Origin of the sequence: Mesonia ostreae (assembly GCF_031845265.1) — a bacterium.
GTDB classification, from domain to species: Bacteria; Bacteroidota; Bacteroidia; order Flavobacteriales; family Flavobacteriaceae; genus Mesonia; species Mesonia ostreae.
In genome coordinates this window covers 258,387-281,295 of record NZ_JAVRBG010000004.1, presented here as the reverse complement: position 1 = coordinate 281,295, position 22,909 = coordinate 258,387, and the positions used below count along the sequence as shown (strand labels likewise).

The window sequence follows — 22,909 nt, the reverse complement described above, 5'->3', positions numbered from 1 at the left end:
GAAGATTATAAGAAAATCTATTCTGGACAGCTCAAATTATTTTAATACCTCGTGGGCTTGCCCCGAGGTAGTTTATTCAACTCTTAAACTACTGGGATGTTTCTAATGTTATTAATATGAGTGGAATGTTTGCTGGGGGACTTAATGAGGGTACTATAAACTCTTTCAATCAGGATATATCAAGTTGGAATTTTAATAATGAAGTTAATTTAGACAACTTTTTAAGTGCTAGCTCAATGAGCACTGAAAATTATGATTTATTATTAGAACGATTCCAGAGTTTAGGATTAGAAAACAAACAATTAGGTGCTCATAATTTAACATATTGCGATGTAATTGTTCGAGATATTCTTACTGAAGATTTAGGCTGGTATATATATGATGATGACCACCTAGTAAATTGTAATACACCCTTACCTTCAGGTGCATTTGTAACTAGATGGCAAGTTGATAGTAGTGATGGAGATAGTTATCCCAACCTGGGGAGAAGGTTATAATTACACAATTAATTTTGGAGATGGAACAGTAAATACTAATGTAACTGGTGACATATCACATACATATGCTCAAGAGGGAACTTATAATGTAAGTATTTCTGGAGATTTCCCTAGAATTAGATTTGAAAACTTATATGAAAGCTCCCAAGGTGAATTTGAGCCTCAATTAAAAAGTATTGAGCAATGGGGTGATATAGAGTGGCAATCTATGGAAAATGCATTTAAAGGTTGTTTATATTTAAGAATTAATGCTACCGACAATCCAGATTTAAGCCAAGTGACTGATATGAGTAATATGTTTAACAAATGCATTCATTTAAATAATAATATTAATGATTGGGATGTTTCCAACGTTACAAATATGTCAAAAATGTTTGGAGTAGAAGATTTAAATTCAAGTACTATAGCATATTTCAATCAGCCATTAAACAATTGGGATGTTTCCAATGTAACTAATATGAATGCTATGTTTGATAATTGTGCCCGTTTCAATCGATCATTAAACAATTGGAATTTCAAATGTCACTTATATGATTTTTATGTTTCAGGGTGCAAAGTTATTTAATCAACCTTTAAATAGTTGGGATGTATCCAATGTAACCAAAATAGGCTATATGTTTCATAACGCTAGGAATTTTAATCAACCTTTAAATGAATGGAATGTTTCTAATGTAACTGTCATGAATAATTTATTTTATAGTGCTAGGAAATTTAACCAATCTTTAAATGAATGGAATGTCTCTAATGTAACTGATATGCACTATATGTTTAAGGGAGCAACATCATTTAATCAGCCTTTAAACAGTTGGGATGTTTCAAATGTTACCAATATGCTTTATATGTTTAATAACGCTCAAGATTTTAACCAATCTTTAAATGATTGGAATGTTAGCAATGTTACAACATATGAAAAAAATGTTTTTTAGGGCTTATAAATTTAACGAACCTTTAAACAATTGGGACGTTTCTAATGTTACAAATATGTCCGCTATGTTTGTAAATGCCAGTCTGTTCGATCAACCACTTGATAACTGGGATGTTTCTAATGTTGAGACTATGGGTGGAATGTTTCAAAACGGCATAAATTTTAATCAAGATTTGTCTAATTGGAATTTTGCTTTTGATGTTGATTTTACTTATGATGATTCCCTTGAAGGTGACATAGGCTTTATAGAAAACAGCGGTTTAGATCCTTTTAACTATGATGCACTTTTAGCTCGATTTGAAGAATTAGATTTGGAAAATAAAATCCTAGTCGCAGACAATCTAGAATATTGTAATGTTGGTGTTAGAAATGAATTGATAAATAATCTTGGGTGGTCCATTACTGGCGATAGCATAGCTGAAGATTGTGCTTTCAATTACGTGATAGGAAATATTCATTACTATGAAAATAATGATGGATGTGATATTAACGATATGCCCGCAGAAAACTTTTTTATAAAGGCCAATAATGGTTCTTATGACTTTGGTACTTTTAGTTTTGCAGACGGAACTTACAATTTAGAATTACTGGAAGGTGATTATACGCTTACCTTAAATAACGTACCAGAATATTATGCGGTAAATCCTGAAACAACCACTTTAAATTTTACCGGTGCTGGTGCACAAGAACAACTCGATTTCTGCATTACCGCCAACCAAACCATCGAGGATTTGAACATTACACTATTCCCAATCTCTGAAGCTCGCCCCGGTTTTGAAGCAGATTATCAATTAGTAGTAGAAAATAAGGGAACGCAAACTCTTGCTACGGGAAGCATCACCTTAAATTTTGACGACACCAAACAAAGCTTTATATCAGCCAGTGAAAGTCCCACAACTGAAACGACAAATAGTTTAACTTTTGAGTTAAATGATTTACCTCCTTTCGGGATGCAAACCTTTCAACCCCCAACCGTAACAGGAGAGGATGTTTTGGTATTTTCGGCATCGATTACTCCAAATACCAATGATTATACCCCAGAAGACAATACGTTTGATTACGAACAAGGAATAGTCAATTCTTTTGATCCTAATGATAAACAAGTTTTACAAGGGGAGGAAGTGCATATAGACAACGCCAATCAATATTTAGATTATCTTATTCGATTTCAGAATACAGGAACGGCCAGTGCAATCAACGTTCGTATTTTAGATACTTTACATCCAAAATTAGACTGGAATACTATACAACCCATTAGCGCCAGCGATGATTACCGAGTAGAAATAACCGATGGCAATCACGTAGAGTTTATTTTTGACGATATCAACCTGCCTTTTGAAGATGAAAATGAACCAGCTAGCCACGGATTTATTGCCTACAAAATTAAACCAAAAGCGAACGTCGCCATTGGAGACGTAATTACTGGGAATGCGGCTATTTACTTTGATTTTAATGCTCCGATTATCACCAATACGGTTTCCACGGAAATTGTAGATGGTCTTGGGATTGAAAATAAGAGGTTAGAAAATTTAATCAGCATTTACCCCAATCCAACCAAAGATTTCTTACATATTGAAACCAGCAAGAATATTCAGTTGAAAAGCGTGACCGTTTATAACCTTCAAGGAAGGGAGTTGCTCAGCTTTAAACAAAACTTAAAAACGCTAAACCTGAAACAGCTTAGTATTGGGATGTATATTTTAAAAATGGAGACAGATCGAGGAATAATTAACCGACAATTTATTATGGAATAATATCGGTTTAATTATTCGAGATTATAAAAACCTGAGTTCGATCTAATTCTAATAAAGTTCAAATCGTGTCAGTTCGAGCCCGCCCGAAAAGTACAGGCGGGTGATTTTTCTTAGAAAAATTATATCGAGAACAAGTATTTGAACGAAAACCGTTATTCTCGATACAAAATTTTTTCAAAATTTCACTCGAACTGACACGATTTTCTTAGGTCGAATTCAAGTAAAAAAAACGCTTTTAATCTAAAGCGTTTTTTAATTATTAATGTCCCAATAACATATAATTGATTTTTGGTATTACAAGCAAAATGTCGTCTCCAAATATTTTAAGGCCCTTGCTATGATGCTGCGCATTGTAAATTATAAAGCGAATACCTATTTTTAGTTAGCTTGATCATTAAACTATTATGAAACAAGTCTAATCTTTTACGTCTTATAGCAAAGCGATACGCCCGAACGTAACGCTTAGGTACGGGCGGATCTTGTATCTTAATACGACGCAACCAATTTTCAATAAATCTTTCTATTCAACCTTTAAACACTTCCGTAAAGAAAAATTAAACCTTTTCTGCTACAACTTCTTTGGTTGTAGCGGCTGTAAAACTTCTAAAGCTCTTTCTACCGTGGTCACCTTATCAAACGTGAGTAAAAGTCGTAAGCCTTTGCGGGTTTCTTTCTCTTTCATGATGCATTGCTGCGGATGACTTTGAACAAATTGCAAAACTCTAGTAAATGTGGTGGTTTGATAAAAAGCCGATTGCTGATCTGCAATAAAATATCCCACCATTTTACCTTTTTTTAAAATGATTTTTTCAATCCCAATCTGCGAAGCAATCCATTTTATACGTACGCTATTTAATAAATCTACCACTTGGGTAGGCAATTCTCCAAAACGGTCTTTTAGTTCCACTTCAAATTCTTGCAGTTCTTCTTCCGTAGTTAATTGGTTCAGTTTAGTATATAAATTTAAACGTTCGGTAATGTTGTTTACATAATCATCGGGGAAGAGAATTTCAAAATCGGTGTCAATTTGGGTTTCTTTTACAAAGACTTTATTTTCTGGCTTCTCTTGATCTGCATACAAATCTTTAAACTCATTTTCTTTTAATTCATCAATAGCTTCACTTAATATTTTTTGATAGGTATCAAAGCCTATTTCATTAATAAAACCACTTTGCTCGCCACCTAGTAAATCTCCGGCTCCGCGAATTTCTAAATCTTTCATGGCAATATTAAAACCACTTCCCAGTTCAGAAAATTGCTCTAAAGCTCCAATACGTTTTCTGGCATCATCGGTCATCACCGAATAAGGCGGAGTTATAAAATAGCAGAAAGCCTTTTTATTGCTTCGGCCTACACGGCCTCGCATCTGGTGCAAATCAGACAATCCAAAATTATTAGCATTATTAATAAAAATGGTGTTGGCGTTGCTTACATCCAATCCGCTTTCTACAATAGTGGTAGAAACCAAGACATCAAATTCATTGTTCATAAAATTCAGCATCAGTTTTTCTAGCTTTTTCCCTTCCATTTGCCCGTGACCCACGCCAATTTTAGCATCAGGAACCAAACGCTGCAACATGCCAGCTACCTCTTTGATGTTTTCGATACGGTTATGAATAAAAAATACTTGTCCGCCACGCTGAATCTCATACGAAACCGCATCTCTAATGGTTTCTTCAGAAAAGCGAATCACATGACTTTCTATGGGGTAACGATTGGGAGGCGCTGTATTAATGGTGCTTAAATCTCTAGCTGCCATTAAACTAAACTGCAACGTACGCGGTATGGGCGTTGCGGTTAGCGTTAAGGTATCTACATTCTCTTTAATAGTCTTTAGCTTATCCTTTACGGCCACGCCAAATTTTTGCTCCTCATCAACAATAAGCAGGCCTAAATCTTTAAACTTAACGTTTTTGTTTACCAATTGATGCGTCCCAATAACAATATCTATCTTACCATTTTCTAGCTCCTCGAGCACTTGTTTACGCTCTTTAGCCGTTCTAAATCTATTGAGATAATCTACCGTTACGGGCAAATCTTTTAGACGCTCTGTAAAAGTTTGATGGTGCTGAAATGCTAAAATGGTAGTAGGTACCAAAACCGCTACCTGCTTGCCGCTGTCTACCGCTTTAAATGCTGCTCGAATTGCCACCTCTGTCTTTCCAAAACCTACATCGCCACATACCAAACGGTCCATAGGGCGCTCGCTTTCCATATCTTCTTTTACCGCTTGGGTAGCCGTGCTTTGGTCTGGCGTATCTTCATAGATAAATGAAGCTTCCAACTCGTGTTGCAAATAGGTGTCGGGACCAAAAGCAAATCCTTTTTCTAGTCGTCTTTTGGCATACAACTCAATTAAATTATAGGCAATATGTTTTACGCGAGCTTTGGTTTTATTTTTTAACGTTTTCCAAGCTTTGCTCCCAAGCTTATAAATTTTAGGCGCTTTGCCATCTTTTCCGTTAAACTTAGAAATTTTATGAAGCGAGTGAATGCTCACATATAAAATATCGCGCTCGCCATACATCAACTTAATGGCTTCTTGTTGTTTTCCTTCGACATCAATTTTTTGAAGTCCGCCAAACTTTCCAATTCCGTGGTCAATATGCGTTACATAATCGCCCACTTCTAGATTGGTTAATTCTTTTATAGTGATGGCTTGTTTTTTAGCATAGCCATTTTTAAGATGAAATTTATGGTAACGCTCAAAAATTTGATGGTCTGTATAGCAAACGGTTTTTGTATTTTCTTCTATAAACCCTTGAAACATAGAAAATACAATCGTTTTATAATGTACTTGCTCTTCTTGGTCTTCAAAAATATCGTGAAAGCGTTTGGCTTGTTGCGCACTTACGCAAAAAATAATATTGGTATATCCTGCGGAATGATTTTGCCGAAGGTTTTCTATGAGTAGATCAAAATTCTTATTAAAGGAAGGCTGCGGCTTGGTATGGAATTCTATACGCTGCTGCGGATTTAAAAACGCCTGACTTCCAACTTCTACGGAAGAAAAACCTTTAAGCTGTTGCTTAAATTCTGTCGCATGGCAAAACAATTCCTGCGGACTCTGATGCTGAATATCTTTAGATAAATTGCTGAAAGCTTCTTCGGCCTTGTTGAATAATTTATCGAGTTCGGCGCCTAATAAATCGAGGTTTTTAATGAAAATTACGGTTTTACTGGCGATATACTCTAGAAAACCAGCCCGTACTTCTTCTAAGCGTTTGCTTTCTACATTAGGCATCACCGAAATTTTCTTCACCTTGTCTGTAGAAAGTTGAGTTTCTACATCAAAACTACGAATGCTATCTACCTCGTCACCAAAAAATTCTATGCGGTAAGGTTCGTCGTTGCTAAAAGAAAACACATCTATAATACCGCCTCGCACCGAAAAATCGCCAGGTTCCGTAACAAAATCTACGCGTTTAAATTTGTACTCAAACAACACCTCGTTCACAAAATCTATAGAAAGTTCATCGCCCAAATTAATTTTAAGCGTACTGCGGTCCAGTTCTTTTCTGGTCACCACTTTTTCGAACAAGGCGTCTGGATAGGTAACAATCACCGCTGGTTTTTTACGCGAATTGATGCGGTTGAGCACCTCGGCACGTAAAAGCACATTGGCATTATCGGTTTCCTCTAATTGGTAAGGCCTGCGGTAGCTGCCGGGATAAAACAACACGTTTTTTTCGCCTATAAGTTGCTCTAAATCGTTGAGGTGATACGCCGCTTCTTCTTTATCATTAAACACCAATAAAAAAGGCTTCTCTGAAGCCCTAAACGCATTGGCTACAACAAAAGAAAGGGCAGAACCTATTAAACCTTTGGCGTGTATGTTGGCAGTAATTTCTTTGGGCTGGGCAATAGCTTTCTCCAGTTCCTGCTGCTGCGGGAGCTGTGAAAATTTCTCGGTAATCTTAGATAAATTCATTACGGCAAAGGTAATTGGTTATTACATAGTTCACAAGAACACCAATTATTTTTAACGCTTTGTTGGTGGGTTTCCTGCTTTAAGATTTGGAGGTATTTAATTTCAAACAGATTTGATTGTTTTGGTAGGATGAATGTGACCGTATTTTTAGAATTAAAGATCAACCTGCTTATCAGCAAAGACTGGGGTCAATCGTAAGTAACGGATTTACAGCTGTAGTTTAAGATAAAATCCTGCTCTCGCTCGCATTGAAATTAGTTGCAAAAAACAAAATATTCACTGTATAATCCTATTAGATTTCATACTTCCAAAAGGGTTATCAACTTTACTTTTAACCATATATTAATGATTATGAGTAGTAGCTTCAGCAAAAAATAAAAGCTATATATTATCAAGTTAGCAACTCTTTAATCGAGCTTCTTTTGATTTTACCATTTCCATAACAGCCAAAGCCTAGTAATACCCGTATCTTTTGCCTAAAAATAAGATTATGGGAATTGAAGCGTATGACGTATTTGTAATAGGAACAGGAACAGCAGGCAAAAGCGTGGCCAAAGCTTGTGCCGAAGCTGGAAAAAAAGTAGCTATTGCAGACAACAGAGAGTTTGGAGGCACTTGCCCCAACCGAGGTTGCGATCCCAAAAAAGTGTTATTAGGAATTTCTGAAATAATGGATAGTGCTCGAAAAATGCAAGGAAAAGGAATTATTAAAATGCCCGAATTTAGCTGGGAAGACTTGCAAGCCTATAAAAAGAAATTTGTAGACGCTATTCCTGCTGCGACAGAAAAAGATTTACAGAAATTGGGCATTACTATGTACCATCAATCTCCTATGTTTTTAGATGAGAATACGCTCTCTGTAGAAGGGAAAACGGTAAAAGCGAAAAAAGTGGTTATCGCTACGGGCCATAAACCTTTAAAACTAAATATTCCAGGAATAGATTTGGCTTTATTAAGCGAAGATTTTTTAAACCTTCCAAAACTTCCTAAAAGTATGATTTTTATTGGCGCAGGCTATATTGGAATGGAGTTTGCCCATATGGCCGCCAGTTTGGGCGTAAAAGTAACCATGATAGATATGGCATCGCGACCGCTTACCAATTTTGAGAAAGCCATTGTAGATCCTTTAATCGAAGCTTTTGAAGCGCTTGATGTTGATTTTATTTTTAATGCAGGTGCGAGTAAGATTGAAAAGTTGCAGAAATACTTCCGCGTAAGCGCAAAACAAGGAGATAAGATTATTGAAGCTAAAGCCGAAATGATTTTTAATACCGCAGGACGTGTACCTTCTATAGACGAATTAGACTTAGAGAAAGGGAAGGTGAGTTTTACTAAAAAAGGAATAAGCGTCAATAAATATCTCCAAAACCCTACCAATAAAAATGTATATGCCTGTGGCGATGTTTCAGATAGTGAAGGTTTGCCGTTAACTCCGTTGTCATCTTTTGAGCCAAAAACAGTGATTGCTCAACTTTTAAAGGATAAAAATAATAAAGAAATAAGTTATCTCCCACAGCCTTCGGTGGTGTTTACGAGTCCGCAATTGGCTTCTGTAGGTCTTTTAGAAGAAGAAGCAAAAGCGCAAGGCTATGAAATTGTGGTTGAAGAAAAAAAGAATCTAAATTGGTTCAATGCCAAACGCATAAACGAAAAACATTATGGCTATAAAACCATTGTAGACAAAAAAACCAATAGAATTTTAGGAGCCCATATTATAAGTCCGCAAGCTGGCGAAATGATTAATTTATTTGCCATGGCTATGTACAGCAAACTCACAACAGATGACTTAAAAAATATGCTTTTTACTTATCCTACTTGGGGGAATGACTTAAGGGGATGGTTTGATAATAGTATTGAGTAATTAGTATTAACATTTTAGTAGTGAGAGGTGATTAAAGTTGAAACTGAACCTGAACTTGAACTTGAACCTGAAGATAAATTAGTAGTGAGTGGTGAGGGGTGAGTGAAAAGCTAAAAGTGAAAAAGGATAGTGAGGAAAGCGTCTTTTCACCTTATCTCTTTTCTAGCAATTTATTAAGCTAACGTTCCAAGCGATTTGTCATCCTGAATTCATTTCAGGATCTTATACTTAGGGTGTTCTTAATTAGATTTAAACTGCTTCACAAAATTAATACACAGTTTTCTTATCTGAGGTCTATTTTCTAGTAGTCTAGTCTCTCGGCTCTAATACCAATTTTTTTTTTTTGAAACGGACACCTCTTACGTCTTATGCCTTTTTCATCTTAGGTCTATTTAAAGAATTGATTTTCGACTGATTAATATCAGTTTTCAATATTTCCTTATTTTGTATCTTTAGATAGTTTAATTTTTAAAACCATTATTGATGAAAAAGCGCACGCCTGTTTCTACTATTATGACCAAAAAGGTACTTACTTTAACTACAAAAGATAATTTGGTTACCGCCGAAGGTTTATTTAAGAAAAATAAAATACGACACATTCCCGTGGTTGAAAACGACAAAATTATAGGAATGTTGAGTTACACAGATTTATTAAGAATTAGTTTTGCCGACGCCGTAGACGAAGATGAAGAAACAATTGAAACTACGGTTTATGATATGTTTAGTATTGAGCAGGTAATGGTAAGTAATGTAATTACAGTAAAACCAGATGATACCATAAAAGAAATAGCCGAAATCTTAGCCGAAAAGGAATTTCACGCTTTGCCAGTGGTAGATAATCATAAGTTGGTAGGAATTGTAACTACTACAGATTTAATTAAATATTTGATTGATCAGTTTTAGATTAGTATTGACTAAGAATAATTTGGTCTGGATTAAATGATAAATTTAGGAAAATTCAGACTTAGGAAATTGGATTGAGAGGGGAATATTTGAGGACTTTCCAAAAAATGTTCCCCTCTTACGTATGGCGTTTTAGAAAGTCGTGTGTCAGACGATCGTGTTTCCAATCGTCCTCCATCCAAAAGACGTAATTAAGATTCGCATCCCATCCCCAAGCCTTCCCCGAGGGAAGGGAGTAAATAGTAACTTTTTTTATAATTTCTAGGATTTCGAATGAGTTTTATATCTTAGAAAGTCGTATTTCCAAAAGTCGTGCTTCCAAAAGTCCAAAAAGTTTATCTTAATCGCTTTTTCAAAAGACTTTCAGGAAAGCTTAGCCGAAGCATTTTGTGTTTTTCTAAAAAGTGATTTGAATAGAAATAAACCTTGTCTTCGCTGTTTTTAATTGCACTTTCTATAAAATAATTAAAGCCGTTATAATAGGCTTTTATAACACGTATTTTTAAAAAACCATCTTTTGAGATATGAAGCTCTTGCGGATAAATAAGATAATGGCCCTCATTTGATGTTTTCAAATTTTTAGCCTCAATTTTATTGACTTCAGCCAATAAAGAAGCCGTATAAAAATTAGGCGGATTCTCCAGTAAATCTACTGGCTTTTGGTCGGTCAATAATTTCCCTTCCTTTATAACGAGCACGCGGTCTGCAAAGCCTAAAATATCTGTGGCATCGTGGGTAGCAAACAAACAGGTAATATTTTCGTTTTGCAAATAGGTAAACAGCCTCCTTCTTAAACGGTTTTTTCTAAAATTATCTATAAAATTAAATGGTTCGTCCAATAATAAAAATTCTGGTTTTTTAGCTAAAACTTGTGCTAACGCCACACGTTGTTTTTGGCCTCCGCTTAGAAGCTTTACTTTAGTATTGGCATAGTCTTGCATATCTACCACTTGCAATAAAAGATTTAAGCGTTCTTGGTTCTCTTTAAGATGTTGTCTGCTTAGATGAGTGGTGATATTTTCAGATACACTGGTGAAAGGCATTAATTGTTCTTCTTGAGCGAGATATTTCATTTTCGGCATTCCTGGAACCAAGTTATAAGCTGGCCCTAAAACTTTTTCAGTCTTAAAAATAATTTTGCCACCATCTAGATCCAACAAACCGTAAATCGCTTTTAAAAGTGTGCTTTTTCCGCAGCCACTTTCGCCAATAATGCCCAGATGTTCTCCTTTTTTGACTTCAAAACTTATGTTTTGCAAGATTTCTTTTTCCGCGTAAGCAAAATTTATAGAATCTACTTTAAGCATGCATCTCGGGTTTTATCCAAAGATAGAATATTTATAATTAGTCGTGTCCGATTAGGATATTAGACTACTTCGCTAAAAGACATAAGACCTAAGACTTGATTCGAAATAGCTTGATAATTAGATAAAATTAATTAAAAGTATTTATTATTTGCTAGATTCAATGCACAACGCAATAGCAAGCTGTAACTTCATTAATAAGTTTGAAACCCTTATTATACATGAAACACCAAAGTTCTGTAATGTTTTTATCGGACACTAATGATTTATAATCCTAACAAGATGCGATTTAACCTAAATATATTCACTTTGATGCACTTGCCCTAATGAAACTGTGAGGAAGTCGAGACATAAGTGGAAAGTTGAAAGTGAAAAGTTAAAAGAGAAAAACTAAAAGTGTAAGATTAAAAGTGAGTAGAGCCTCTTACCTCCAAAGTCTATTTTCTAACGGTCTATATTCTAGCCGTCTATTCTCTAGATTCTAATTCCGATTCATCTTAAAATGAAAGAGTTTTACGTTCTTTTTTCTCATGACTAACTACCCACAACTATTTATTCATCATCTTAAACATAGGATTGGTTTTTCGATTTATAAACCCGTGATACGCTGCGTATAATCCGATAAGAATTGCTCCAATGAGAGCGGTGTAAGCGACACTTTCTACATTATTTTGCTGTTTTATGTAAATGGCGACTAAAGCCCAAATGCCCACAGCGGCAAACTCGCGCATATTTCTAAAATAAATTATCGCAAGATTTAAAATTGTTGCTACTACCACCATAATAATGGTCCATTGTACTTCAGTAAATAAAAAAGGCTGCCAGTCTATTTTAACCAAATACGCCGAAATATTGGCAATCGTAGCCACAGCAATCCACCCAGAATATAAACAAATGGGCCACCAGCTAAAGGCAATAGTTTTGAAAGGAGCATCCCAACGCTCCATATTTGTATTGACAATAATTTTGATTAAGGAAATTAGCGCCAAAAGCATAAATAGTACAGATAAGCCTGTATATTCATACAGCCAAGCCACCACCCAAGCTGAGGTTGCGAGATTAGCCACTACGAGCCAAAGTCCCGTTTGTTGTAAGAAATCTTTCACTTCTTTTTTCTTAAAAACTAGATAAATATGGTAACTGCTAAACGCCAACAAACCCAAATAAATAACGCCCCAAATGGCAAATGCGTAACCCGCCGGTGTAAACAAATTGGCATATTCGGGTTGTTTGCTTAAACTGCCAATGGTATTTCCATTCAGCTGAAAAGCTGGGTTAGCATAACTTGTGGCAATCGCTAGGAGCACCGATATAAAATTAAGAACAGCCAGTAATTTTGGTTTCATAGTTTTTGTGGTATTGGGATGACTTCGGTTTTTGTGCAAACGTAAATTTGGTCATCTTTTGACGCTTGCAACAAGTATTTTCCTGTAAAGGTACCAAAAGCAGGAAGAATTAGTTGATGTTTGCTTTTAAAAAAACACGCCAATTTTTCGTGCTGTCGTCCCATTCCGCGTAAGCGAAACCCAGGATGTATATGTCCGCAAATATTTAAGAAACCTTCGCGTTCTTCGGGGTGATGGGTGAGGAGAAACTTCTCTAAACAAACTTCTTTTTTAATTACAATCCCCAAATTTTCAAAATGTAGGGGCGAAATAATATCGTGATTTCCTACCACCAGTACCAAATCTGCCTGCTGTTCTTGCACCCAAGTTTTAAAATAAGCAAATTCCATATTAAAAGCGCTGTGAAACAAATCGCCCAAAAAATAAATTTTTTTAGGCGCATAAGCATCCACTACTTTTTTAAGCTGAACAAAATTATTTAAAATCGCTTTTTGCGGTACTGCGCTGCCGTGTTTCCTAAAATGCGCTATTTTTCCCAAGTGCACATCGGCAATTAATAATATACGCTTAGATTCCCAAAATGCCACACCACTAGGATCAAAAATAAAATTTTCTTGTTGTAGATTAACTCTCAAATCACACTGTTTTTCTTACTGCAAAATAAAGGTTTTATGAAGCGAATACGGAGAATTTTAAGCTTCTTTTTTACGCTTTCGCGGAATTGTTTTTGGGATAATTGTAAACTAAATCTTCCCTATCATATTTCTGCTAGCCGAAACTTTTTCTTGTTCCGTTTCCAAAAACTCCATCTGCATTATTTTAGAGAAATTTTCTAATAATGTATATTTTAAGTAAAACTACAAGGATATAAATTGAAGAGATCATGGAATAGTTAGAAATTCTTATTTTTTTTGAAATCTATACCTTACCTCAGAACAATGAATTTATTAGATTTTTTCACAGACTACTATTATTTATAAGTAACTATGGATTAAATTATCTTGGCAGTCTTATTTCTTAATTGTCTTAGCGCTTCTTCTTAACAGAGTTAAGGCCTAAATCTAACTGCGTAGCGGTCTAGCTTCTTCTCCCAATCAGACAAAAGTCTAGCCTCTAGGGGCGCAGCGGTCTAGCTTCTAAAGCTTTTGCCACCGCGATCAAAAACTTTTAATCATCCGCTTAATACGATCTTCCAATTTTTCTGAAGATAATTTTTCCCGAAGTCTATCGGTAATAATTGGGAAAGAGAATGGCGTAGGTTTCTCACATTTTCTCCAAACGGTTCTTTGCCGCTGAATACGCTCTAAAGCCAATCGCAACCTGCCTTCTTCTAATTGATGCTCAAAAGTTTCGGTAAAGGCTTGCAAAAACAACAAGTTTCCAGGTTCATAGTCTCTAAACACATCAAACAACAGTTGGGAACTGGCTTGTAGATGTTTACTTTTAATGAGTTTGTTGGGATAGCCTGTAAAAACTAAACCCGCAATCACGGCAATATCTCTAAATTTTCTGCGTGCCATTTCAGTTGCGTTTAAACTTTTTTGCAAATCGTCCATTACAAATTCGCTAGAAAATAAATTATTATCTAACACCTGTTGCATATCTAATTCTTGATCAGACAGCAGCTCAAATCCATAGTCATTAAACGCAATACTAAATGAGATAGGGCTTAACAAACTTATTCTATACGCCAATAAACTGCCCAGCGCTTCGTGAACAAACCTCCCCTCAAACGGATAAAAAACAGCATGGTAACCTTCGCGAGTTTTAAAAGTTTCTATTAAAAATTCGTTTTGCGTGGGAATAATAGAATCTAGCAATTGCCGCTCAAAAATAGGTTGCAAGGCTTTTAATTCTAGAGATTTTGTGGTGATGCCCAGCTCTAATGCTAAGCTGGGATCTGCGCTGGCAGCCGCTGCATACATTTCTTCCCGAAGCAGCTCGCTCATTTGTGCCGAAAAACTCATTCTGCCTCCGGCCCAACTAGGCACCTTTCCTGTTTTTTTCTTAGATTTTCTTACCTGTACTTGCATCCCTTTAATACGCACAAACTCTAAATTTCTACCCGCAAACATAAAAGCATCCCCTGGTTTTAACTTGGAGACAAAAAATTCTTCAATACTGCCAATAAAGCCGCCTTTTATGTATTTAACGCTTAAAACGGCGTCGCTTACAATGGTGCCAATTTGTAGTCGGTGTCGCATGGCCACCGCTCTACTGGTAACGCTAAATTTGCCATCCTCTTCAACCGTTACTTTTTGGTATTCATCATAGGTATGTAAGCTCTCTCCACCCGTGGTAATAAAATTTAAGCACCATTCCCATTGGTCTTGCGTTAAACCCTGGTAACAAAATGTGGAGCTTACTTCGGGATAAATTTCTTTGGGATAAAAACCATCTGAAACGGCCAAAGTGGTTAAATACTGCAACAACACGTCATAACTTTGTAAGTATGGCACTCGGTCTTCTACGGCTTGTTTTTTTACTGCTTTTTGTAAAGCAGAAGCTTCAATAAGTTCCATGGCGTGTGTGGGTAAAAAATGAATTACACTTAGTTTACCCGGTTGGTGACCGCTTCTTCCTGCGCGTTGTAAAAACCGAGCCACACCTTTCGGACTCCCAATTTGAACAATAGTTTCTACCGGAGCAAAATCTACTCCTAAATCTAAACTTGATGTGCAAACCACTGCTTTTAAATCTTCGTTACGAATGGCCTGCTCTACCCACAAACGAGTTTCTTTATTAATGCTACCGTGGTGCATGGCTACTTCCCCCGCAAATTCGGGATATTTATCCATTAATTTTTGAAACCACAATTCGCATTGCGAGCGCGTATTGGTAAACAATAAAGTGGTTCTAGAGTTTTTAATAATGGGCACCACTTCATCAATTAAATGCAAACCCAAATGTCCCCGCCAAGGGAATTTCTCCATTACTTTGGGAATAACCGACTGTACTCTTATCTTCTTTTTAATATTGGCCTTAATCAATACTGAGTTTTCAAATTGAGGCGTTTGCGGTCCCAGCAAGACTTCTCGTGCTTGCTCCAAATTGCCAATAGTTGCCGAAATCCCCCAAATCTTTAAGTTTTTAGAAATGGTTTTAAGTCGGTTTAGACCGAGTTCCATTTGTACGCCACGTTTGCTGCCTAGAAGCTCGTGCCATTCATCAACCACCACGGCATTTAAATTTTTAAAGTTTTTATCGTAATTTTTGGAAGAAAGTAAGAGTTGCAAACTCTCAGGGGTGGTGATGAGTAAGTCTGGCATTTTACGTTTTTGTGCCGCACGCACTTTTTGTGGCGTATCACCTGTACGGATGCCAATAGTTAAATTTGGATCTATATCTTTGGCAAAACGCATTGCGGCTTGCTCAATTTCTGCCGAAAGTGCCCGCAAGGGCGTGATCCAAATCGCTCTTAAACCTTTGTTTGGCTTTTTCTTTTTACTATTTTGCTGAATAATTTCTAAAACAATAGGCACCCAAAGCGCATAGGTTTTTCCGCTTCCCGTTGGTGCGTTAAGCAAACCATTCTTCCCTTTTAAATAAGCTTTCCAAGAATCTTTTTGAAATTTAAAAGGTTTCCAATTTTGCCCTTCAAACCAAGTGTTGGCGGTATCTAAAAGTTGCTTTCTGTTCATGTTTTAGAATATTAATAATACTTGCGTTGATTACCCTTCCGTCTTCTACAGCTTTGGCTGCAGAATCCATACCTCGTCTCCGCTCAGCACAGGCTCTTCCCTAAATTAGGGAAGGAGCTTTTAATCAATTGACTTAACAAAAATAATTCAATTTCTAATTTTAAAAGCTCCCCTCCTTAAAAAAGGAGGGGTGACTCAACGTGTTGAGACGGGGTGGTTGTACCCACGTAAAATTTTATATTAAGGAATTAAATTTTTCAAATCTTCCAACGTATTGGCTTCTTCAATTTTTTTATCCTGTCGCCAGCGCAAAATTCTAGGAAACCTTGTTGCCACACCGCTTTTATGACGTTTTGATTCGGCTATGCCCTCAAAAGCAATTTCAAAAACGTGATGGGGTGTTACGCTGCGCACTGGACCATACCGTTCTAAAGTATTTTTCTTAATCCAGGCATCTACTTTTCTAAATTCAGCATCGGTAAGTCCAGAATAAGCTTTTGCAAAGGTGACTAATTCTTCTTTTTTATCATCCCACAATCCAAAAGTATAATCGGTAAATAGATTGCTTCGTCTTCCGTGACCTCGCATTGCATAAGTGAGTACACCGTCTATAGTTAAGGGGTCTACTTTCCATTTCCACCAGTCTCCTTTTTTTCTTCCGACTAAATAAGGCGAGTCCCAACGTTTCAGCATTAAGCCTTCAGATTTTACTTCGCGGCTGCGTTCGCGTTCTTTGGCAGCTTCTTTCCAATTGGAAAATGAAATCGTTTCAGATAGATGTAACGGAATGTCTTTTGATTGAGCTTTCTGATATAAACCTTCTAAAATCTGTCTTCGCTCATTAAAAGGCTTTTCTCGAATATCTTTTTCTTCCCACTCCAATACGTCATAAGCTTTTAGAATAACTGGCGTTTTTTCCAGCAGTTTTTTGCTCACATTTTTTCTTCCTATTCGGGTTTGTAAATCTTTAAAAGTGCCTATTTCTCCGTCTGGGAAAGGCAAAATTTCACCGTCTAATACGGTTCCATCCGGAATCACTTCCGTAAAGGCTTCAAACTCTGGATATTTATCGGTTACCAATTCTTCTCCGCGACTCCATACAAATAATTCTCCTTTTCTAATGATGACTTGCGATCTTATGCCATCCCATTTATGCTCTGCAGACCAATCTTTTACATCACCCAAATCTTGAGGTTCATTTTCGATAGCATATGCCAAATAGAAAGGATATGGTTTAGAGAGGTAATCGGCTTCATTTTCTTCTAGAATGAGACTCGTATAAGTGGTGGTTGCAGGCTCCCAATTTCCCATGAGTTTGTAGGCGAGGATGTCTTCGTCAATTTCGGTGGCTTTAGATAAAGCTCGAGTCATTAGTTTTTGACTCACCCCTATGCGAAAACTACCCGTAATGAGTTTGGTGAAAACAAAACGCTCGTAATAATTGAGACTTAACCAATTCTCGAATAAATATTCTTTTTTCTCTTCTTCGGGTTTCTTCTTAAGAGTGATAATTTCATCTAAAAATTGGTGTAAACTTTTTTCTGAAGTTTCATTTGAAGGCGGAATCACCAGCGCAATCGTTTCTGCCAAATCGCCTACAATATGATAAGATTCTTCAAACAGCCATAAAGGAATTTGAGACAACTCTGATGCCCACTCCCTCATCAAGGTAGTATTTACAGGTCTTGGCGGCCTTCTATGTGATAAAATAGCAATAGTCCATACCTTATCTTTATCACTTGCCGTTTTAAAATACTGCGCAAGTGCCGCTACTTTTAAAGTGGTTTTATTGGTGCTGTCTAAGGTTTTTATGAGTGCTGCAAAATTTTTCATACCTCGTTTTTAGGAGTCTTTTCTTGAGAGTTGTTTTTCTTTTCTTCTGCATTTTCTTCTTCAAACTGGGTTTCTTCAGTACGGGCATCATAACCTTGTTCTATTAAGAAGCGCGAAAAAATATCGGTATAACCGTGGGTACAAATAATTTTTTCTGCTCCCGTGGCTTTTATGGAAGAAAGCAAACCTTGCCAATCGCAATGGTCTGAAAGTACAAAACCTTTATCTATTGCTCTACGTCTTCGCGCACCCCTAAAGGTCATCCAACCACTTGCCGAACCCGTAACATAAGGCACCATTTTTTTAATCCACGGCGAACCGTGAGCGCTAGGCGGTGCGATCACCATATTTCCTTTAAGCTCTTCTTTTTTGGTTTCTCTGGTAATTCTATGCGTGTCTGGTAGGGGAGTGATTTCCCGAATGACTTCGTTCATATTTTCTATTGCGGCGTGGGTGTAGATTTTCCCAATCGAAGTGTCTAAATGCTTTAATAATCGCTGTGCTTTCCCAAGCGAATACCCAAATAAAACAGAAGTGTTTCCATCATCTCTATTTTGTTGCCACCAGGTGTTGATATCATGAAAGACTTCCTGTTGAGGTTGCCACTTAAAAGCAGGCAGCCCAAAAGTACATTCAGTAATAAAAGTGTGGCATTTTACCACCTCATAAGGTAACGCAATGCCGTCATCTTCTGTCTTGTAATCGCCAGTAAACACCCAAACTTCTCCTTTATATTCTACACGTATTTGCGCCGAACCAATAATATGACCCGCAGGATGTAGCGAAAATATTACTCCATTTATACTAAAAGTTTCTCCCCAATCAACCCCAGAAACATTAATGTCACCTAAGCGATGTTTAATGATGGGCACGTTGGTATGTTGGGTGATGTAATTTTGATGTCCCCAGCGCGAATGGTCTGCGTGACCGTGCGAAATAATGGCATTCTTAACAGGTTTCCAAGGATCGAGATATACATCTGCTTGTTTACAGTAAATACCTTTGTTATTAAAATGGAGTAGCGGTGTCTTCATAGCTTACAAGTTAAAAAAATCTTTGGTAAGCCTTTTTTAAAAGCTAAAATCTTAGCGCAATTTTATGACTTGCAAGTTCTAAATGGTTTTTTATGATCTTTTGGCTTTTATCAAGACACATAAACCCTAACATATGTTAAAGTAAGCTAAGCTTTGATTATTATGCACTTCTGTTTTTATTTAATAAGTTTTTTTGATAAAAACTAAGAAATTATGAATCCGAATAGCTTAAAGAAAAAAGATGAAGAGAAAGATGAAGAGAAAGATGAAAAGAAAGATGAAAAGAAAGATGAAAAGAAAGATGAAAAGAAAGATGAATACTTATTATCAGACGTGCGTGGAGATGGAGAACATTTTGATAAAAGTATCTTAACCGCTAAAGAAACAGAAGGTAAAAAGCCAAAGAAAAAAAAGAAAGGTACTCTTAAGATAAATTACAGCGGATTTGAGTTACTCTATACATGATTTAAGGCGAGCAGATGTTTTTTTGATTCAAAGTAAGTTCAAGGTTATTTAATGTAAATGGTTCATGGTAAATATGCTTATAACATACAAGAAGCTAAAACCTACGACTTTTTTAATTTGAGGTTTTATGGGTGGTGCCTTAAGTCTGTAACCTTTGGGGAGAGTCACGCATTATTTTTTGCTAAGAATATGGTCTAAGATATTTGGTTTTTGTATATTTTTTTTTAAAATAAATTTTTTGCTTTGCATTTTTTCTTAACTAAGATATTCTGAACAAAAGGCTTTTTAGAATTGAATTTTTTAGGATGGCAGAAAATTGTAAAACGTCATTTGTCTAAAGTCTAGAATATAGATTCTGTTTTCTTTCCTCTTCTAAAATCCCACAACTTTTTGACTTGATCCGTTTTTACATTCAAAGGTAAGCTCTAGACACCAATCGTTTGCTGCTTTTGTAAATGCATTTTTAAAACTATGCCTGTTGTGCATTTTCAGTCTTTCTCGAATATCTTTAGTTTCTCCTGTGTAGAATTTTTTTAAAGTAGCGCTATGTAAAATGTATATCTTATTTTAAAACAAAAAACCCCGATCGTGAGATCGAGGTTTTGCGGTGGTGCCTCCAGTACTGTTTAAGTCTTAATTAAAACATATTAAATTTACTTGTATCTTATGCAAAACCTCTATTTATAAGGGTTATTGTGTTTTTTGTAATTAGAAATAATTAACTAAGTAATGTATAAATAAACACTTATTTGTACCCTAAATTGTACCCTTTTTTGTATCTTTATAGTAAAGGTAATCATTATGATAGCAGTAGAAAGAGCAAAGGGTACGGTTAGATTTGCATTCAAAAGTAAGCGAAAAGCAGAAGAAAACAAAAAGGAAAATTTTACTATTTACCTATTTTTTACTTATGGCAATAAACGACTAAAATACTCTTCGGGTATTAAAGTAGGATTTAATGATTGGGATTTCAATAAGCAAAGAGTAAAAAATAAGAATACAGTTAAGTTTAAAGATCATTACAATAGTAAACTTAATAAGCTTGAAAACGCTATTACGGAAGTTTATGAAGAGCTTCAAGAAGAAAGTGATAGTATTTCTCCGCAGTTTCTTAAAAACCGCTTAGAACTTAAATTAAGGGATGAAGAAGCTCCTGGTAAAAGTCAAGAAAAACTTACTTTTTCAGAATTAATTCAAAAATTTATTGATTACAAAGATGGCAATATCGCAGAGGTTACTCTGCGCTCCTACAAACAAGCTAAGTCTCATATTTTAAGTTTCGAAAAGCAATTAGGTAGGAAATTAGAACTCGATGAAATAGACTCTTCATTTCATAAAAAGTTTACCGAATACCTTCAGAAGGAAAAACAGTTTAGTAAAAACACCATAGGTAAGCATTTCAAAACGATTAAGACCTTTATGAACTATGCAGTAAGTGAAGGTTACACCAATAATCAAAAATTCAAATCTTCAGATTTCAAGGTAACTAAAGAAATTACCACAGAGGTTTATTTAACTGATGAAGAGATTCAGGCATTTTATAATAAAGATTTATCTAAATATCCTAAACTTTCACACGCTAGAGATATTTTTCTTATTGGTTGCTACACGGGTCAACGAGTAAGTGATTACAATAGCTTTAAAGAAGAAGATATTCAAACGATTAATGGTCAAGAATATTTTGTGATTGTTCAAAAGAAAAACAAAAAAAGAGGTCGTAAAGTTTACTGTCCTATAACAAAAGAAATCAAGCATATTATGAATAGCCGCCATAAAGGCAAACCACCAAAAAGAATACCCGATAAAGATTTAAACGACTACATTAAACAAATAGGGCAGATGCTAGAATTAGATTCTTTAGAAGTGAAAATTAAATGTGAATATACAAAGGCAGGAGTACAAGAGGTAGACTACATTAAAAAATACAACTTAGTAAAATCACATACGGCAAGACGAAGCTTTGCAACAAACAAATATAAAGTAGGTATGCCAGTATATGATATTATGCATTTTACAGGACATACCACCGAAAAGGAATTTTATAAGTATATTAGAATTAAAGATGAAGAACGAGCTACACATATCTTAAAAAGCGGTTTTTTTAATGTTTAAAATAACTCTATGACAGATCAGAAATTAATTAATGGCTTAAAAATAGGTGTTCTAAATGCAATTATAAGATACCAAAATTCTGAATACGTAACTAAAATAATTAACGTAACAGAAAGGAGTAATAGCGCAGTAATAAAAATACCTTCCAATAATTTAAAAAAAAGAGTAGATTCTGTAAATCGAGAATATAAAAAAAAGCAACTTTTTAAACAGAGCAAATCTACTGTTACTAAATGCCTAATAAAAATGTACGATTACGAAAAATTTGAGTTAGAATATTTTGACTTACGTTTTGATCTATATGCTAAAGAATTAGATGCTAAAAAAGAAAGATTTTTAAAAAAATATCCTGGTTTTGAAGAGAAAGATTTTTTTAAGTCAGAAATTAATTATTTCGTAAACCCAGAATCTAACAGATATTTTTTAAATAGTCAGCAAAATAAAATCTCCTATCATCATTATCTAGAGAAAGATACACATATTCTTGATTTGCATCAAAATAAAAAAATAGGCTTTCTTAAAGAAAAACTTCAAAATAAGTCTGGAAGTGATAATGTAAAAACTTCTCAATCCCAATCACAAAAACAAGATTTAGAAAACAATGAGTATCCTCCAATTTTTAAATCCTATGAATGCTATCAAAAATTTATTTCACTTGCTGAGTTTATGGAGATAAAACTAGATAATATCAACGCACGGAATAACCAAGCAAAACTCAATGGTATATGGCAAAGTAATAATGGTCAAAAGCTATTTTTGAAACATACTGAAAAGCCAGAATATTTAGCTTTTTTAAATAAAAATTATAACTCAGAGTTTGAGACACGTTCTATGTCCTCTGGTAAAAAATACACGAATAGAGTTGATGAGTATTTATCTTCTATTTAGTTATTTTTAGAGCGCATACAAACCGCATATTTCTTCACACATCTCGCATACCTTCCATATTTTCTGCATATAACTAATTTATTTTCTTGCGATAGAATTTAAAAATCATACAACTATGTCGCAGAAAATTATGACAGAAATTCACGGAATCTCACCCGAAGAATTAAAAGAAAGCATCTTAACCGATGTAAAAAAAGAACTAGTAAACCTAGTCGAAAAACTTAACCTTTTTACCAAGCCCCAAGAAGAATTCTTGACAAGGAAAGAAGCAGCTGAAATGCTCAAAATTTCCTTAGTCACAATTACCGATTGGAATAAAAAGAGAATTCTCAATCCGTACCGTTTAGGTAATTTAATTCGCTATAAGAAGAGTGAGTTAGAAGAAGCTATGGTTCAAATAAATCAAGAGCAATAG

At 35.4% G+C, this 22,909-nt stretch carries 18 protein-coding genes; 10 read left to right on the top strand and 8 right to left on the bottom strand.

What is annotated here, in order from left to right:
- Positions 1-74: 74 nt before the first annotated feature.
- Genes RLT85_RS06115 through RLT85_RS06100 form a run of 4 tightly spaced genes read left to right on the top strand, consistent with a single transcriptional unit; the run spans position 75 to position 3,176 of the window.
- The gene (locus RLT85_RS06115; protein ID WP_311401156.1) at positions 75-497 is read left to right on the top strand and encodes a BspA family leucine-rich repeat surface protein; all 423 of its coding nucleotides are present in this window, start codon (positions 75-77) and stop codon (positions 495-497) included.
- Positions 460-1,062: a BspA family leucine-rich repeat surface protein gene (locus tag RLT85_RS06110; protein WP_311401150.1), complete on the top strand. Its 603-nt coding sequence runs from the start codon at positions 460-462 to the stop codon at positions 1,060-1,062. The genes RLT85_RS06115 and RLT85_RS06110 overlap by 38 nt, the downstream gene beginning before the upstream one ends.
- Positions 1,028-1,423, top strand: a complete 396-nt coding sequence (locus RLT85_RS06105; RefSeq protein ID WP_311401149.1) for a BspA family leucine-rich repeat surface protein — start codon at positions 1,028-1,030, stop codon at positions 1,421-1,423. The genes RLT85_RS06110 and RLT85_RS06105 overlap by 35 nt, the downstream gene beginning before the upstream one ends.
- Positions 1,404-3,176, top strand: a complete 1,773-nt coding sequence (locus RLT85_RS06100) for a DUF7619 domain-containing protein (protein ID WP_311401148.1) — start codon at positions 1,404-1,406, stop codon at positions 3,174-3,176. The genes RLT85_RS06105 and RLT85_RS06100 overlap by 20 nt, the downstream gene beginning before the upstream one ends.
- A 568-nt stretch (positions 3,177-3,744) precedes the next feature.
- Here the strand turns inward: RLT85_RS06100 and mfd are convergent.
- Entirely contained in the window at positions 3,745-7,107 is a 3,363-nt protein-coding gene (mfd, locus tag RLT85_RS06095; protein ID WP_311401147.1) for a transcription-repair coupling factor, read from the bottom strand.
- Between the two features lie 490 nt (positions 7,108-7,597).
- On the opposite strand from mfd, the gene RLT85_RS06090 reads away from it, so the two are divergent.
- Both RLT85_RS06090 and RLT85_RS06085 read left to right on the top strand, forming a co-directional pair.
- The gene (locus tag RLT85_RS06090) at positions 7,598-8,968 is read left to right on the top strand and encodes a dihydrolipoyl dehydrogenase family protein (RefSeq protein WP_311401146.1); all 1,371 of its coding nucleotides are present in this window, start codon (positions 7,598-7,600) and stop codon (positions 8,966-8,968) included.
- A gap of 483 nt (positions 8,969-9,451) precedes the next feature.
- Positions 9,452-9,871: a CBS domain-containing protein gene (locus RLT85_RS06085; protein WP_311401145.1), complete on the top strand. Its 420-nt coding sequence runs from the start codon at positions 9,452-9,454 to the stop codon at positions 9,869-9,871.
- A gap of 335 nt (positions 9,872-10,206) precedes the next feature.
- On the opposite strand, the gene RLT85_RS06080 is transcribed toward RLT85_RS06085, so the two are convergent.
- From RLT85_RS06080 to RLT85_RS06055, 6 genes are all read right to left on the bottom strand, one after another.
- A complete protein-coding gene (locus tag RLT85_RS06080) occupies positions 10,207-11,178 on the bottom strand; it encodes an ABC transporter ATP-binding protein (RefSeq protein WP_311401144.1) in 972 nt (323 codons plus the stop codon).
- Positions 11,179-11,723: 545 nt separating this feature from the next.
- Complete coding sequence (locus tag RLT85_RS06075) at positions 11,724-12,521, bottom strand: TspO-related membrane protein (protein WP_311401143.1); 798 nt, start codon at positions 12,519-12,521, stop codon at positions 11,724-11,726.
- On the bottom strand, positions 12,518-13,156 hold the full coding sequence (gene pdeM, locus RLT85_RS06070) for a ligase-associated DNA damage response endonuclease PdeM (RefSeq protein ID WP_311401142.1): 639 nt from the start codon (positions 13,154-13,156) through the stop codon (positions 12,518-12,520). The genes RLT85_RS06075 and pdeM overlap by 4 nt, the downstream gene beginning before the upstream one ends.
- A 522-nt stretch (positions 13,157-13,678) precedes the next feature.
- Entirely contained in the window at positions 13,679-16,162 is a 2,484-nt protein-coding gene (locus tag RLT85_RS06065) for a ligase-associated DNA damage response DEXH box helicase (protein ID WP_311401141.1), read from the bottom strand.
- A gap of 240 nt (positions 16,163-16,402) precedes the next feature.
- Positions 16,403-17,995, bottom strand: coding sequence for an ATP-dependent DNA ligase (locus RLT85_RS06060; protein ID WP_311401140.1), 1,593 nt, complete (start codon positions 17,993-17,995; stop codon positions 16,403-16,405).
- The gene (locus RLT85_RS06055) at positions 17,992-19,029 is read right to left on the bottom strand and encodes a ligase-associated DNA damage response exonuclease (protein WP_311401139.1); all 1,038 of its coding nucleotides are present in this window, start codon (positions 19,027-19,029) and stop codon (positions 17,992-17,994) included. Before RLT85_RS06055 ends, RLT85_RS06060 begins: the two co-directional genes overlap by 4 nt.
- A gap of 213 nt (positions 19,030-19,242) precedes the next feature.
- On the opposite strand from RLT85_RS06055, the gene RLT85_RS06050 reads away from it, so the two are divergent.
- Positions 19,243-19,494, top strand: a complete 252-nt coding sequence (locus RLT85_RS06050; RefSeq protein WP_311401138.1) for a hypothetical protein — start codon at positions 19,243-19,245, stop codon at positions 19,492-19,494.
- Positions 19,495-19,866: 372 nt separating this feature from the next.
- On the opposite strand, the gene RLT85_RS15075 is transcribed toward RLT85_RS06050, so the two are convergent.
- The gene (locus RLT85_RS15075; RefSeq protein WP_375712337.1) at positions 19,867-20,049 is read right to left on the bottom strand and encodes a GIY-YIG nuclease family protein; all 183 of its coding nucleotides are present in this window, start codon (positions 20,047-20,049) and stop codon (positions 19,867-19,869) included.
- 246 nt (positions 20,050-20,295) lie between these two features.
- Here RLT85_RS15075 and RLT85_RS06045 point away from each other — a divergent pair, with 246 nt between their 5' ends.
- The 3 genes from RLT85_RS06045 to RLT85_RS06035 all read left to right on the top strand — a co-directional run bounded on the left by RLT85_RS06045 (position 20,296) and on the right by RLT85_RS06035 (position 22,909).
- Positions 20,296-21,606 carry a phage integrase SAM-like domain-containing protein gene (locus RLT85_RS06045; RefSeq protein ID WP_311401137.1) on the top strand — a complete coding sequence of 437 codons (1,311 nt, stop codon included), beginning with the start codon at positions 20,296-20,298 and terminating at the stop codon, positions 21,604-21,606.
- Positions 21,607-21,615: 9 nt separating this feature from the next.
- Positions 21,616-22,494 carry a hypothetical protein gene (locus RLT85_RS06040; RefSeq protein WP_311401136.1) on the top strand — a complete coding sequence of 293 codons (879 nt, stop codon included), beginning with the start codon at positions 21,616-21,618 and terminating at the stop codon, positions 22,492-22,494.
- Between the two features lie 115 nt (positions 22,495-22,609).
- The gene (locus RLT85_RS06035; protein WP_311401135.1) at positions 22,610-22,909 is read left to right on the top strand and encodes a helix-turn-helix domain-containing protein; all 300 of its coding nucleotides are present in this window, start codon (positions 22,610-22,612) and stop codon (positions 22,907-22,909) included.